At 52.0% G+C, this 14,925-nt stretch carries 16 protein-coding genes; 15 read left to right on the forward strand and 1 reads right to left on the reverse strand.

Annotation, left to right across the window (positions count from 1 at the left end; translation table 11 throughout):
- Positions 1–41 precede the first annotated feature (41 nt).
- The 12 genes from ORD20_RS01565 (at position 42) to ORD20_RS01620 (ending at position 9,898) form a co-directional block, all read left to right on the forward strand.
- A complete protein-coding gene (locus tag ORD20_RS01565) occupies positions 42–287 on the forward strand; it encodes a hypothetical protein (RefSeq protein WP_430626446.1) in 246 nt (81 codons plus the stop codon).
- Positions 277–1,371 (forward strand): UDP-N-acetylglucosamine 4,6-dehydratase family protein, encoded by a 1,095-nt coding sequence (locus ORD20_RS01570; protein ID WP_430626447.1) that lies wholly within the window; start codon positions 277–279, stop codon positions 1,369–1,371. The genes ORD20_RS01565 and ORD20_RS01570 overlap by 11 nt, the downstream gene beginning before the upstream one ends.
- 31 nt (positions 1,372–1,402) lie before the next feature.
- Positions 1,403–2,545 (forward strand): nucleotide sugar dehydrogenase, encoded by a 1,143-nt coding sequence (locus tag ORD20_RS01575; RefSeq protein WP_430626668.1) that lies wholly within the window; start codon positions 1,403–1,405, stop codon positions 2,543–2,545.
- Between the two features lie 19 nt (positions 2,546–2,564).
- Positions 2,565–3,251, forward strand: coding sequence for a Gfo/Idh/MocA family protein (locus ORD20_RS01580; protein ID WP_430626448.1), 687 nt, complete (start codon positions 2,565–2,567; stop codon positions 3,249–3,251).
- A 3-nt stretch (positions 3,252–3,254) separates the two neighbouring features.
- The gene (locus ORD20_RS01585; RefSeq protein ID WP_430626449.1) at positions 3,255–4,088 is read left to right on the forward strand and encodes an acyltransferase; all 834 of its coding nucleotides are present in this window, start codon (positions 3,255–3,257) and stop codon (positions 4,086–4,088) included.
- Positions 4,048–4,773 carry a DegT/DnrJ/EryC1/StrS family aminotransferase gene (locus ORD20_RS01590; protein WP_430626450.1) on the forward strand — a complete coding sequence of 242 codons (726 nt, stop codon included), beginning with the start codon at positions 4,048–4,050 and terminating at the stop codon, positions 4,771–4,773. The genes ORD20_RS01585 and ORD20_RS01590 overlap by 41 nt, the downstream gene beginning before the upstream one ends.
- 2 nt (positions 4,774–4,775) lie before the next feature.
- The gene (locus ORD20_RS01595; protein ID WP_430626451.1) at positions 4,776–5,054 is read left to right on the forward strand and encodes a UDP-N-acetylglucosamine 2-epimerase; all 279 of its coding nucleotides are present in this window, start codon (positions 4,776–4,778) and stop codon (positions 5,052–5,054) included.
- A complete protein-coding gene (locus ORD20_RS01600; protein ID WP_430626452.1) occupies positions 5,039–5,764 on the forward strand; it encodes a UDP-N-acetylglucosamine 2-epimerase in 726 nt (241 codons plus the stop codon). Before ORD20_RS01595 ends, ORD20_RS01600 begins: the two co-directional genes overlap by 16 nt.
- Position 5,765: 1 nt before the next feature.
- Positions 5,766–7,046: an aminotransferase class I/II-fold pyridoxal phosphate-dependent enzyme gene (locus tag ORD20_RS01605; RefSeq protein ID WP_430626453.1), complete on the forward strand. Its 1,281-nt coding sequence runs from the start codon at positions 5,766–5,768 to the stop codon at positions 7,044–7,046.
- Positions 7,047–7,149: 103 nt separating this feature from the next.
- Entirely contained in the window at positions 7,150–7,683 is a 534-nt protein-coding gene (locus tag ORD20_RS01610) for a chromate transporter (RefSeq protein WP_103375697.1), read from the forward strand.
- 77 nt (positions 7,684–7,760) lie between these two features.
- A complete protein-coding gene (locus ORD20_RS01615) occupies positions 7,761–8,222 on the forward strand; it encodes a MerR family transcriptional regulator (protein ID WP_103375698.1) in 462 nt (153 codons plus the stop codon).
- Positions 8,219–9,898: an MFS transporter gene (locus tag ORD20_RS01620; RefSeq protein WP_103375699.1), complete on the forward strand. Its 1,680-nt coding sequence runs from the start codon at positions 8,219–8,221 to the stop codon at positions 9,896–9,898. Before ORD20_RS01615 ends, ORD20_RS01620 begins: the two co-directional genes overlap by 4 nt.
- A 63-nt stretch (positions 9,899–9,961) precedes the next feature.
- Here ORD20_RS01620 and ORD20_RS01625 read toward each other — a convergent pair whose 3' ends face one another.
- Positions 9,962–10,225 (reverse strand): hypothetical protein, encoded by a 264-nt coding sequence (locus ORD20_RS01625; RefSeq protein WP_103375700.1) that lies wholly within the window; start codon positions 10,223–10,225, stop codon positions 9,962–9,964.
- A 350-nt stretch (positions 10,226–10,575) separates the two neighbouring features.
- Here ORD20_RS01625 and ORD20_RS01630 point away from each other — a divergent pair, with 350 nt between their 5' ends.
- From ORD20_RS01630 to ORD20_RS01640, 3 genes are read left to right on the forward strand one after another with little or no spacing between them, the layout of a single operon-like run.
- Positions 10,576–11,622: a DUF444 family protein gene (locus tag ORD20_RS01630; RefSeq protein WP_158246284.1), complete on the forward strand. Its 1,047-nt coding sequence runs from the start codon at positions 10,576–10,578 to the stop codon at positions 11,620–11,622.
- A gap of 36 nt (positions 11,623–11,658) precedes the next feature.
- Entirely contained in the window at positions 11,659–13,002 is a 1,344-nt protein-coding gene (locus tag ORD20_RS01635) for a SpoVR family protein (protein WP_103375702.1), read from the forward strand.
- A gap of 1 nt (position 13,003) precedes the next feature.
- Positions 13,004–14,905 (forward strand): PrkA family serine protein kinase, encoded by a 1,902-nt coding sequence (locus ORD20_RS01640; protein WP_103375703.1) that lies wholly within the window; start codon positions 13,004–13,006, stop codon positions 14,903–14,905.
- Positions 14,906–14,925 lie beyond the last annotated feature (20 nt).

Here is a 14,925-nt window from a genome sequence, read left to right on the forward strand (position 1 = left end):
CTGGCCTATCGCCAGGTGCCATTTATGAAAGAGGGGAATCTATGGCTCCGCGATTCCGTATGTATTTCAAGATTGTCTTGGCCATGGTTATTGATGCGATTATGATTAACGCTTCGGTGTACCTAGCCTTGTATTTGCGGTTTGATGTTCCCTATATTCCACGCCAGTATCTCCAACCTTACCAACATATTGCCATTTATTTTACCCTTACGACAATTCTTTTGTTGTGGGTCACACGCATTTATCATCGGATGTGGCAATATGCGGGTTCGCGCGATGCTCGTTGATTTGGCTGAGATCGCGGGATATATTACGAATCGCACGGTGATGGTAACGGGGGCTGGGGGCACGATTGGATCCGAACTCTGCCGGCAAGTGGCGCGTTTTAATCCCCGTTGTCTTGTGCTGTTGGGTCTTGATGAAACGTCAATTTTTGATATTGAACAGGAAATGCGGGCCAGCTATCCGGAGATGCGGGTAGCGCCAGTGGTGGCTGACTTGCGCGATTTAGGCCGTATACAACACGTTATGGAACAGAATCGTCCAGAAGTTATCTTTCATGCCGCGGCTCACAAACATGTGCCATTAATGGAAATCCAACCTCCCGAGGCGATTCGCAACAATGTTGAAGGGTTGTGGGGTTTCCTTGATATGGCTCAAAAGATGCATGTCGAGCGCTTTGTGTTTATATCCACGGACAAGGCCGTGAATCCTACTAGTGTCTATGGGACTACCAAACGTATCGGAGAAATCCTCGGGGCTATTTACGCTCAAAATACGCATATGCGATTCGTTACGGTGCGCTTTGGCAATGTCTTGGGCTCGCGCGGTAGTGTCTTGCCCACCTTCCAACGACAAATTGCACAAGGGGGACCGCTGACGGTGACTCACCCCGACATGGTGCGGTACTTTATGACCGTTGCCGAAGCCTGCCAATTGGTTGTGCAGGCAGGTGCTATGGGCAAGGGCGGCGAAACGTTTGTGCTCGATATGGGTGAACCGATAAAAATTATGGACTTGGCCACAAATCTAATTCGGCTATCAGGCCTCACGCCCGGGGTGGATGTGGATATTGTCTTCACGGGTTTGCGTCCGGGCGAAAAACTATATGAAGAGCCCTTAACGCCAGAAGATCAAACCAAAGCGACCAAAAATTCTCGGATTTTTATCCATACAGGGGACGTCCCCAATGCACGCCGCCTCCTGCCACTGCTAGAAGAATTGGTCGAGGCGGGGCGCAGAGCGGATGAACCGCGAATTCGACGGCTGTTGAAAGAAATTGTCCCCGAATACCAGCCCCAAAACAGCAATGTGGCAGCGCTGCCGGGGATGGGATTGTCGACGACAGGAGGAGAAGCCCGTGCTCACTGAAAACGCGCAGACAACCTATTTTGAGCAGTTAATGGAGCGCTTGGCCACGCGCACCGCGGTGGTGGGAGTTGTGGGCCTCGGCTACGTGGGTCTTCCCTTGGCCGTGGAGCACGCGGCGGCAGGCTTTTTTGTCATCGGACTCGATGACAATTTAAGCAAGGTCGATCGAGTCAACAAGGGGGACAATTATATTCCTGATGTGGATTCGGATCTCTTGCGAAGCCTCACTGCGTCGGGCAAGCTGCAGGCGACTGGGGATTATGAGCGCCTGACAGAAGCCGATGTCATCATTATCTGTGTTCCGACACCCTTGACGACGAATAAGGAGCCCGACCTTTCCTATATTCTAGCGGTAGCTGAAAAAGTTCGCCGTATTATGAGACCAGGCCAATTGATTGCACTGGAAAGCACGACCTACCCGGGGACAACAGAAGAGGTTCTTGAGCCTATTTTAGAAACCAGCGGCTTACGCGTAGGGGATGAATTTTTTCTGGCTTTTTCTCCAGAACGTGTCAATCCTGGGGACGCGGTGTATAAGACGGGCAATACACCTAAACTTGTGGGCGGGGTCACGGAAAAGTGTCGGCAAGCGGCGACACTGTTATATCAACAGTCGATATCGCACGTGATTCCGGTGTCCTCCCCACGCGTGGCAGAAATGTCTAAGGTTTTCGAGAACACCTACCGCGCGGTCAATATAGCTTTGGTTAATGAGTTGGCCCTTCTATGTGACCGGATGAATCTTGACGTATGGGAAGTGTTGCAAGCGGCGGGGACCAAACCCTTTGGTATTCAAATCTTTCAACCGGGTCCTGGTGTGGGCGGACACTGCATTCCCTTAGATCCCTTCTACCTTAGCTGGAAAGCCCGCGAATACGATTTCCCGACGCGCTTTATTGAGTTGGCAGGCGAGATCAATTTACGCATGCCCTACTTTGTGGTCGACAAAGTGGTGCGCGCGATGAATGGACAAAAAAAGGCGGTGAACGGCTCCCGTATTCTTTTGTTAGGCGTGGCGTATAAAAAGGACATCAATGATGAACGCGAATCGCCAGCTCTTAAGATTTTCGAACTGCTTGAGCAGCAAGGGGCGGTCGTGCAATATCACGATCGAGCCACTTGCCCTGGATTGTCGTTGACCACGATGCGTACACGATGCACAAGCTATTGTTGACTATGGACGTCAGCGCGGCGTGGTCGTTGTCGTGACCCAGTTTAATCGCATGTTACCCACGGTCAGCAAATTATTGGCCGCTCATCAAGAAGGACGGCTGGGACGAGTGGTGAACGGCGGCGTGGCCGTTCGGTGGGCCCGTCCCCAGTCGTATTATGACGAGGCACCTTGGCGGGGCACCTTTGCCATGGATGGAGGCGTTTTGTTTAATCAAGCGATTCATGCCTTGGATGTGCTGTTACAAGTGATGGGGCCCGTTGATGAGGTTTTTGCCCATACCGCGACGTTGACACATGCTATCGAAGCGGAAGATACGGTAGCTGGCAGCTTGCGGTTTGTGTCGGGGGCCTTGGCGTCGGTTGTTGCCACGACGTGTGTACCGCAAACCAATTTAGAAGAGCGCATTACGGTGGTCGGTGACCAAGGCGTCGTGATGATTGGCCCAACTGTTCAGCAAATCGCAACATGGCGGGTCGGGACGGATGACGAAGCGGCTGTGCGTCAAGCCATCTTGGACCTGCCTTCCCGACCTAGCTGGCAAAGTCATCATGACGCATTGCAGGATTTTGCCGAAGCGATTGTCCGTCAGACGCCGGCTCGGTTGGATGCCGCCACGGCGCTGCCCAGCATCCAGGTCATTGAAGGACTCATGCGCTCCGGACGCGAGGGGCGAGTAGTCAAGATGGATGAAATCGCAAGGAGTTGACTCATGACAAACCATCAACAAGGCCTGCATTGTGTCATTGAAGAAGGGGCACGCATTGGCCAGAATGTGACATTAGGTCATCATGTCATCGTGCATAAAGACGTGGTGATTGGAGACAACGTGGTGATAGGCGATGGGGCAATTTTAGGGAAAGCCCCAGCCCGCAGTAAAACCAGCAATTTGCATACCGGGAACTTAGAACCCCTAATCATTGGGGAGGGCACGGTTATTGGGGCACAGGCGATTTTATATCGAGGAGCCAAGCTGGGACGGGACTGTTTTATTGCGGACCAAGCCGTTATTCGCGAGCGCTGTATATTGGGCGCGTATGTGGTCGTCGGACAGCGGTCGACGGTTGAAAATGACTGCACCATCGGAGATTATACGAAATTGCAGACGGCCGTGTATTTAACGGCTCACACAACCGTGGAAGATCACGTTTTTATTGCGCCGATGGTGACCACCACGAATGACCCCTATGTGGCGCGTACGGAAGCGCGCCATGATGCCATATTGGGCCCGACGATTCACCGGGCTGCACGCATTGGCGGTGGCGCCGTGATTTTGCCGGGTATTCACGTGGGGCAAGAAGCCCTCATCGCAGCTGGAGCCGTGGTCACGCGAGACGTCGCAGCGTATCGGCTGGTTATGGGCGTTCCTGCACGAGTTGTGCGCCAAGTGCCAGAAGAACAGTGGATTTTTTGGCCCGATGGCAGTCATAAGGAGACATTGGTGCCTCCTGGTCGGGTGCAAGCGTTTGAAGAGCGCATCGCGCAAATGACGCCGGACCCGAGCGATGCTCCCGGTCCACTTATTTGGGCTGATGGCCGACATTGACGCCTTGCGCCAGCACTATGCGGGGGTGATTATTGAAGATGCGGCCCAAGCGATTGGCGCAACACTCCGCAATAAGCCTGCTGGGAGCGTGGGTGATCTGGCGGCCTTCAGCTTTTTCCCGACGAAGAATTTAGGCGCTTTTGGAGATGCGGGAATGGTGACGACGACGAATGACCAATGGGCAACCATGTTGCGGTCGCTACGCGTCCATGGGTCACGCCAAAAATATCACCATGAATGGTTAGGCATCAACTCGCGTTTGGACGCGGTGCAAGCCGCCGTATTAAACGTGAAGCTGAATTATTTGGCGCACTGGACGACCAGGCGACAGGAAATCGCCGAGCGCTATCGTCAAGGATTTGTGGAACGGCGCGTTAGCGATATTCACCTTCCCAGTGTTCCCCAAGGATTTAGCCATGTATTTCATCAATATACGATAAGGGCCGAAGCCAGAGACCGATTGAGCGCCTATCTAAAGGATCGGGGTATTGGTACGACGGTCTATTATCCCTTGTCGCTACACCTGCAGCCAGCTCTGCGAGACCTTGGCTACCGGCTAGGAGACTTCCCGCGCAGCGAACAAGCGCAAGATGAAGTACTCTCCTTGCCCATGTTTCCGGAATTGACCGATCAAGAGGTCGATTACGTGGTCCAACAAATTGCGGCATTTTATCAGGGTGGTTAGGCATGATGAAAGTGGTCACCATCGTAGGCGCCAGGCCCCAGTTTATTAAGGCGGCGGTCGTTTCACCGAGGCTACGGCAAGTCGCCCACGAAGTGTTGATTCATACGGGTCAGCATTATGATCAAACTCTCTCGACCGTTTTCTTTGAGCACCTTCCGATTCCTCACCCGGATTATACGTTGACAGCCGGCTCCGGGACGCACGGTGTTCAGACAGGGCGGATGCTGGTGGATCTCGATCCGATTTTACAACGGGAAGCGCCTGATTGGGTGATTGTCTAATACCAATAGCCGTGGCGATGCCAGCGCATGTCGAGAAAGAAGTCAACCGCGTCCATGACGTCATGACCCATATCGCGACACGGTTATATTGTCCAACGCAGCAGGCGGTGCACAATCTCGCGCAAGAAGGGATTCGCTCGGGGGTCAAGCTCACCGGAGACGTCATGGATACCCTGGTTGACCAAACCCCAGATAATCTTGCGGTTCTTAACCGGTATGGAATAGATTCGGGGCAATACATTTTAGCCACCGTGCACCGCGCCCAGAACACGGATGACAGCGGACACTTGCATAGCCTGTTACAAGCCTTTATGGCCTTACCCAAGCCGGTGTTCTGGCCGATGCATCCAAGGACACGGCAAAAAATACACGAATTTCAGCTCGACGCCTTATTAACCCCGCCAATTATGGTTGTTGACCCCGTAGGCTATCAGGAGATGATTACACTCGAACGGCATGCCTATGCGGTTGTGACAGATTCTGGCGGCGTGCAGCGCGAAGCTTGCCGCGTGGGAACCCCCACTTACATTTTGCGTGAAGAAACAGAGTGGGGAGAGCTCGTGGCAACAGGGCAAGCGGTCTTAACCGGGTGGCGGACCCATGACATTGTTACGGCCGTTCTGGAACAGCGGGCGCGTCCAAAACCTGCGATCCACGCCTATGATCCCGTGGCGATGATTCTCGAGGATTTACTACGCAAGGAGGAATAGCATGCGCGCACAATTTTTGCCGTACAATTTGCCGGACCTGGGAGAAGACGAAGAAGCCGCGGTACTCGAGACCTTGCGCAGTCATTGGATTTCACGGGGACCGCAAACCGACTTATTTGAGCAGGACTTATCGGCGTATCTTCAAGGGGCTACGGTGGTTGCCCTGTCATCGTGTACTGCAGGTATGCACTTGGCGTTATTGGCACTAGGGATTGGCCCTGGAGACGAAGTGATTACCACGCCTTATACCTTTGCAGCATCTGTCAATGTGATTATTCATGCAGGCGCAACGCCGGTGTTAGTAGACGTCGAAGAGGACACCGCTAACATTAATATGGCGCAGGTCGAAGATGCGCTGACCGAACGAACCAAAGCGATTTTGCCAGTACATTATAGTGGACATCCGGTTGATCTATCGGCATTGAACCGCTTGCGTGACACTTATCATCTTCCCATTATTGAGGATGCGGCCCATGCTTTAGCCAGCACCTATGACGGGAAAAAGGTGGGGACATTTGGCAATCTGACCTCATTTTCTTTTTATGCCACGAAAAACCTCACCACTGGCGAAGGGGGGGCACTCGTGGTGCCAGATGAAGAGCTTGCCCAGAAAATCCGCGTCTTGTCTTTGCACGGGATGTCGCATCATGCGTGGAACCGGTATGGCGAATCGGGATCATGGGTGTATAGCGTGGAGGCCGCCGGATTTAAATATAACATGACTGACATTCAAGCCAGCTTGGGACGTGTACAATTGGCAAAACTCACACCGTTATGGATTCGGTGGGATTCAAAGGGGCCAGCTTTTTACGTCCAAACGCGTATTGGGCGCCACGGGCAGCCATTTAAGATGTGGAAATTTCGTACCATGCAAGTTGGCGCGGATATCCATTGGACGGCGCCCAGCCCTGATGAGGCGCTGACCTACCGATTTCAAGATCATCAGGACTGGCGCATTACGCGCCTTGGCAAGTGGTTGCGGCGCACATCGTTGGATGAATTGCCGCAGCTGTGGAATGTCTTGACCGGTTCCATGTCCCTGGTGGGACCAAGGCCAGAAATTCCTGAAATGGTGGCGCTGTATCCGGCGTATGCGCATGCTCGTCATAACGTTCAGCCAGGGATTACGGGGCTGGCTCAAATTATGGGACGAGGCGATCTGACCTTAGAGGAAACGCTTCAGTGGGACCTCTGGTATTGTGAGCACTGGACGCTGTGGTTGGACGTGAGGATTTTATTCGGCACCATTGCCTCGGTCTTTAAAAGACAAGGGGCGTATTAACCAGGCGGCGTGGGAATCCACTATAGCCAGCGACCGCATTATACGGTATCTTGGTCGGTGAACATTTTTTGGCCGAAATGAGACAGTGAAGGGATATCAGGCAATGGATAAATGGCTGCAATTGTTTTGGGGATTTTTTAAAGTGGGCATATTGGGCTATGGCGGCGGGCCCGGTTCAATTTCACTCATTCAAGCCATTTCCGTGAATGGTTATCACTGGATGGACAATACCCAATTTGCAGAGATGCTGGCTATCGGCAATGCCTTGCCAGGCCCCATTGCGACTAAGTTAGCGGCATCCATTGGATGGCAGGTTGGCGGGGTTGTGGGCGTGATAAGTGCCTTGGCCGGAGTGATATTGCCTTCATTGTTGCTGATGCTGGGCTTATATCAATTTATGCTGGCGAATAAGTCTAATCCCTATGTCGTGGGTATCATTCGCGGGGTCAAGCCCATTGTCATTGTCTTGTTGCTTAGTATTATTTTGGATTTTATTCCTGGAACCTTCCCGAAACATCGTTATATTCTGCCACTCGTGTTTTTTATTGTAGGGTTTATTGCGATTCGGGGGCTGAAATTGTCACCAGTATTGGTCATTGTGGCCTCCATGATCTCTGGTGCATTGTTCTTGCGGTAGTGTTTTTGCGTGTTCATTAACCTTAACGTTAGAGTATGATATAGATAAGATAGTGCGCCGAACAGGAGGTGTTGGGGTTGGAACCCACTCATGAAATGCAGATCGGGGAACTGGCCCAGATTTGTCAAACTACGACACGCACCCTCCGATATTACGAAGACATAGGGCTTATCGAGCCACTGCGGCGACTCGACGGCGGATTTCGTGTCTATGGACCGGAAACGGTGACGCGTATCCGTCATATTCAAGAGCTCAAGGAATTATTAGGCTGGTCCTTAGAAGAAGTGCGCGGAGTCGTGCAAGCAGAAGATGCGGTAGAAAGCTTGAGAAGCCAGTATCGTCAGTCTCGTACGGATCAGGAGCGGTTGGCGGTTGTCAAACAAGCCACGGGCATCATTGAAGGACAATTGGCGAGAGTCGAAGAACGCATAGATCGGCTTGCCCAAATGCGCCAGCGGCTTCAAGCGAAACTAACGCGGTATGCGGAGTTAGAGGAGGAATTGGCGGCACATATCCGCAGCCAGGAGGGATCGGTATGACCGGTAACAGAGGAAGCAAATACAATGTACTGGCGGTCACAAGTTTGGGCGCCTTGCTTTCGGCATTGAATTTCAGCACTTTGATTATTGCCTTGCCGGATCTTATTCGTAGTTTGTCCATATCCTTATTATCCGCGATGTGGATTATGATGTCGTACATGGTAGCCCAAACAGTGATGGTTTTAATGGCGGGCAGCCTGGCTGACCGCTTTGGGCGGCGGCGCTTGTACATTGTGGGGATGATGATTTTTACGGTGGTGTCCTTGGCCGCAGGGTTTGTGGATCAGGCGCCATGGTTAATCGTGTTGCGTGTGTTTCAAGGCATTGGTGGGGCCATGCTTATGGCAAACAGTGCCGCCATTGTTGCGGATGCGTTTCCGAAAGAAGAATTGGGCCGCGCGTTGGGCATCAATGTAATGGTTGTGGCTGTGGGCCAGATTATTGGTCCTGTGTTAGGCGGCTGGCTGACCACCGATTATGGGTGGCAATGGACGTTTTGGTTTAATGTGCCATTTGGAATCATTGCGGTCATTCTGGCGCTATTGGTGCTGGGATGGGCCAACGCGCGCGGAGAAGGAAAACCCAAGACCTTTGATACCATGGGGGTTATAACATACCTCATTGGGGTCACGGGCCTTCTTATTGCCTTGACGTGGGGAGCCGTAAAAAGCTGGCAGGATCCCGCTGTCTATGTAGGATTTGGGGCTTTTATTGTGTTCATGCCATGGTTTTTATGGAATGAAGCGAGGGCCTCTGCTCCTATTTTGCATTTAGGACTGTTTCGCAATCGGACGTTTGGATTTGGCAATCTCTCGGCTTCCTTGCTATCCATTGCCCGCATGGCCATCTTGTTTTTGTTAATTTTCTATTTCCAGGGACCAAAGGGCGATACCGCGTTAAAAGCGGGAATCTTGGCCATCCCTTTGGCTTTGGGCATGTTGGTCTTGTCGCCCATTTCAGGCTGGATGTCGGACCGTTTTGGCCCGTTATTGCCAACAACCTTAGGAACGGTATTAACGGTCGTGGGCTTAGGCGGTTTGGCCCTCGACATCCGTCTTGACACGCCTTATTGGCACTTGGCGCTGTGGATGCTGATTTCAGGTTTTGGGTCGGGACTCTTTAATTCGCCTAACTCCAGCAACATTATGAATGCCGTGGGCATCAAACACCGTGGAGAGGCCTCTGGGATTCGGTCGTTAACTACCAACACCGGTATGTTGATTTCGATAGCCTTTTCGTTAGTCTTGGTGACGCGCAGTATTCCTCGTCCCGCGATGTTGGCGATTTTTGCTGGCACTGTCCGAGGCATTCCTCAAGGGGCACGCGCTGCTTCGGTTACAGGCTTTATTCAAGGACTGCACTTGGCGTTTTGGGTGATGGCGGGCATTGCCTTGTTGGCCACAATTTTATCCATTCTGCGCGGTTCAGGGTCCAAGACGAAGGCGGTGGACCCAAGGTTGGTGGAAGCGATCTTGTTAGGACAAGAAGCCAAGCGGTTGTTGTCGACCAAATCGTGGAACGCGTTAAGCGCGGGAGAGCGCGCCTTGGTGCAGTTGGCCCAACACGAACTGCATGCCGTTTTAGGACCTTCGTCGGTGACGCGGGTGTCTTCGCCCGAGGATAAAGGAGCCGACAAAGCAGACGCTGTCCGCTCATTACGTCGCCAAGCGAAATAGCCCATGCGAAGTCTGGTGAGAGCGCCTGCTCTCACTTTTTTTTGTCGCGGGGTTCATCCATCATTATGAGGGATTTTCAATTTTGATGGCAGACAAGCCACCTAAAGCAATGGCGGCAATGACTAGCCCGTCACAGGTCCAGAGCAGCGCGTTGGGAGCGGTCACAAGACGGGTGGTTAAGCCGTAGATCCAGACCAAGGCCTCTGAAGCCAAAATGGCGGTCAAGGTGGGGGAGGCGTGGGGCCAAAGACGGCGAACCAAAAAGAGGATAGCATGGACAAGAATAACCAGGCCCGCGGTTGTTCCTAGCATCGACCATGTCAGCATGACAAGCACCTTCTTTCGAAAACGGTCAACAAGATCTTTTTGCACGCTATGTTTGTGTTGGCCCCGATGTGCATGGGCTCAGGCACTGTTGTGACATTTATCTTTGCACAGGCATTCTAATACAAGCCACGCTTCCGATATATTAAAGGGAGGAAGCTCGCAGCTAGAAGGATGGGGCCAAAGCGCAGGTAATCAACCTTTGGGCGGGAGGCTGAATTCCGATTTCGAACTGTCGGAATTATTAATAGTATGGTATACTGTAAGCAACCTGTAGCACCTTCCCTCGTGAAATTCCTCTTTCCTTTACTCTGCCGGTCTCTGTTTCTGTTCCCGTGAACGGAGGGATGACCATGAATCTTTATGATCAGAAAGGCGAGCTCGATCGTCAGTGGTATTTGCGTAAACTCAACCAAGCTATCAAGGCAAAACTGCCGGAATTGATCACACAAGAGGCAGTCATGGGCAGCGCTCCCGATCAGCGCATCCGTATCGCGGTTAGGAAGCTAGAAGAACCGGATTTCCGCTACCAACCTCCGACAGGACAGGGCCAGGGGAAGGGAACGGGGCCTGGCAATGATGGTGGCGAAGACGTGGTATGGATTGAGCTGACCACAGAAGAAATTATGGACTTATTGCTGGATGACCTCAAATTGCCGCGGTTGGAAGATAAACCTCGGGGTGTATTACATGGCGAAGAAGACCGTTATGACGATGTCACGACCCATGGACCGTGGGCGAATATTGACAAGCGCCGCAGCTTGTACGAGGCGGCAAAGGCAGGCCGAGACTACCTTCAAGAAGATGATTTGCGTTACCGAAGTTGGAAAACCTATCCCAAACCGATTACGTCGGCCGTGATTACCTTAGTGCGTGATGCCTCGGGGTCTATGGATGAGTCGAAGCGCTATTTGTCCAAGTCGGCGGCGTGGTGGCTCGTGCAATGGATTCGCAGACAATATCAGCACGCCGAAATACGGTATTTTTTGCATACCACAACGCCTGTAGCGGTTGACGAAAAGGATTTTTTCAACCGTGAAATTACGGGCGGTACAGCAATCCTCTCCACGTATCAGACAATCTTGCAGTTATGGGACGACGAGTTTCCCCATGATGATTGGAACCGGTATTTGTTGCACTTTTCGGATGGCGATATCTGGTCCGACTATGGCCGGGAATTAATCGAGACGATTCAAGCGATTTTGGCGACGTCGTCTATTTTGGGGTACTTTGAAGTCGAAGGCCATAAAGGGGTTTCCCCTCTTTGGTCTCTCTTTCGCAAAAGTGCCGAGTACCAAGGGCATTTTCACCCGGCCATGAGAATGGCCAAAATTGACCACAAAGATCACATTCTTCCCGCCATTCGTATGGTCATTGATGAGAAAAACCGTCTACAATAACGCGATGACCGTCTGCAGGACCTGGAGGTGAGTGCAATGGTCCACGGAACCCTTGAAGACTGGGTCGCAGAGATGGATCAGCTCGTGCATACGCACCAGCTGCAACCTTTGCCGACTGAATTTCACATGGTGTCCGATGAAGACATTTATACGTTGTCCTCGTATTTTGTGCCGGGACGTTATCGGCATTGGACGCATGGGGAACGGTACTGGATCGCCAAGCAGCGCGATGAGCAAGGCATGGGACGCATTTATGAGCTGGTTGTTAACGGAGACCCGGCGTTAGCCTATCTATTGGACAAAAACGCGGATGCCTATAACGTCTTAGTGATCGGTCATGTCTTAGGACACACGGACTTCTTTGCACGAAATCGGCATCTTAGCCGTGTTCGGAGGACCAATGTGGGCATGTGGTTTCGCGAACATGCCGAGTGGCTGGAAAATTTGCATCGTCAACGCAGTTTTTCCCGGGTGGAGAAACTGATTGATGCGGCGCATACCCTAAGTCAACTCGTGGACCCTTATTACCGAGCGCCCGAATTGCAGACCATGCCGCCAGCTTCGCCTGTGCGTTCTCCCTCATTTGACTGGGTCAAGCAGCTCTACGACGAGGAACCACCGGATACGGAAGATGACAGCAGCTATATTCCGCGATATAAGATGTGGCCTGCAACGCAGGACGTCTTGGCTATTGTCGCGGATTTAGGCCACTTAGGCGAAGAGGAACGGATGGCATTACGCATGTTGCGCGAAGAAATGCTTTACTTTCAGCCTCAAGCGCAAACGAAGTATATGAACGAAGGCTGGGCGACATTTTGGCACGTGCGGTTGACGCGAGAGTTCTCCCTTTGGGACGAACAAGACCATATTGAGGCTATGCGGATGCATGCGTTGGTGACCCAAAGCCATCATTTCTTTAATCCCTATTATTTCGGATGGACCTTGTGGGAACTCATTGCGGAGATGCACGGCTTAGCGACATGTTTTCAAATTGTGGAGGACCAAACGGACCAGCAATGGGTCAATCAATGGATTACTCCAGACCTCGTGAAGTTGGCCCAAGACCGCAATGTTTGGCCGCTAGAACGGCCGCGCGATCCCAATGACCCGTCCAAGGGCATGGAATATTATCCGGCCCAAGATCTCGCTCGCGACGTGCAAAAGGCTTTTATGCCGGACACACCAGAAATTTTTGTCGAGCAGATTGATGCACAAAACCATCGCCTCGATCTTGTGTATCATGGCGAGAAGCCGTTGCACAAGGAATATACCCAGGACGTCCTCAATGCCATTGCCTATTTGTGGGGCGGCGACGTGATGCTTACGAGCCTACACAAAATCTGGTACGGCAACGAAGCGGATTGGAGAAGGAGGGATTGATATGGCACAGTTTGATACGGGATGGCTTAGCCTGCACCAACCCCCGGCGGGGGCATGGACATGGGAAGGAACATTTGCCGACTACCTTCAAAAGGTGCAAGAGACTCCTTCCATCGCTGATCTCGCCCATGCCCGCATCTATCGCATGATTATGTCTCATGGAGTCGAAAAGCCGGAAAATCAGGAGACACCCCGGTATCTATTTTTCAGTCAAGAGCTTTTTGGGATTGATGACACGATAAATGAAATCGTCGAGTACTTTGCCGCGGCGGCCCGCGGCATGGACATTCGTCGCCGAATCTTGTTGATGATGGGAAGTCCTGGCACAGGGAAGTCTACCATTACCGCCATTCTTAAAAAAGGCATGGAAGAATATTCGCGGACGGATGCGGGCGCCTTATTTGCTATCTCCTTCTGTCCCCAGCAGGAAGAACCGTTACATTTGCTGCCTGAGGCGGCGCGCCGGGAATTTATGCAGGCGACGGGGGTGAGCATCGAAGGCGACCTCTGTCCCTATTGCCAGTGGATGGTGGATCACGAATATCAAGGGCGTTTGCAAGAAGTGCCGGTTAAAAGAGTCTTAATTTCGGAATCCCGCCGGATTGGCATTGGCACGTTTGCCCCCTCCGACAGCAAGGTGCAAGATATCAGTGAACTGGTGGGATCCATGGATCTGTCGACCATTTCTCGCTATGGTTCGGAGTCAGATCCTCGGGCGTACCGTTTTGATGGAGCCTTTAATGCGGCGAACCGGGGCATTATGGAGTTCATTGAAATGTTGAAAGCCCAGCCTGATTTCCTGCATGGGCTGTTGACTTTGGCGCAAGAGCGGAAGATCAAGGTAGGACGGTTTGGTCTGTTTGATGCCGATGAAGCCATTATTGCGCATACTAACGAAAACGAGTTTGAGCGGTTTGTTAGTAACAAAGCGTATGAGGCCTTGCATAACCGGGTCTTGTTGATCAAGGTGCCGTATAATCTGACCGTGAGTCAGGAAATGCGGACATACCAGAAAATGATGAACTTGACAGGGGCTGATTTAGGCAAGCATATTGCGCCTAATACGTTGAAAGTGGCAGCGATGTTTGGCGTTGGTACCCGCCTAAGCCGCGATGCCAAATTCTCCGTCAAAGAAAAGCTCACGCTGTACGATGGCAAAGAACTGCCTGATGTGCAGCAGCGGGAAATCAATCGGGTGCGGGAACTTGCGCGTAAGCAAGGAGAGGGATTTCAAGGCATCTCGCCGCGGCACATTTTGGACGCCTTGTCGTACGCCATGGCGAGTGACAAAGATGTGTGTGTGACACCGACAGCTATGTTGCGCGCAATTCGCGAAAGCTTTGAACAGCATATCACTCAAGTTAAGAACCAGGATCTGCTTGAAGCGTTGAAGGCGACCCATGAGTTATATGACGAAGCTGCGAAAAATGAAATTCAGCGGGCTTTTGTCGATTCATTTCAAGATGCGGCGCAATTGCTTTATGATAACTATCTCGAGCATGCCGAGGCACGGATTATGCACACGACGGTGAAAGATCCGGTAACCGGGGAAGAAGTCGAGCCGAACGAAAAGATCTTGCAAGACTTGGAAAAGGCATTGGGGATCAGCGACGCAGCAGCGACCGCCTTTCGCCAGGAAATGGTGAATAAATCGGGAGCCATGGCTCGCAGGGGCCAATCGCTGAGTTGGGATTCACACCCCAAGATGAAAGAAGCGATCGAAAAGAAGCTATTTGCCGATGTGGCGAATTTAGTCAAAGTGACGACGTCGACGAAAGTGTTGAATGACCAACAGAAGAATCGTGTGATGGAAGTCAAGCGCCGTCTCATTGAAGACATGGGCTATTGTGATCACTGTGCGCAAGAACTCTTAGATTATGTTGGCTATTTGCTGACGAAGTAACCGCGAGGGTGGTGCGAGGA

Origin of the sequence: Sulfobacillus thermotolerans (assembly GCF_039623705.1) — a bacterium.
Lineage (GTDB): Bacteria > Bacillota > Sulfobacillia > Sulfobacillales > Sulfobacillaceae > Sulfobacillus > Sulfobacillus thermotolerans.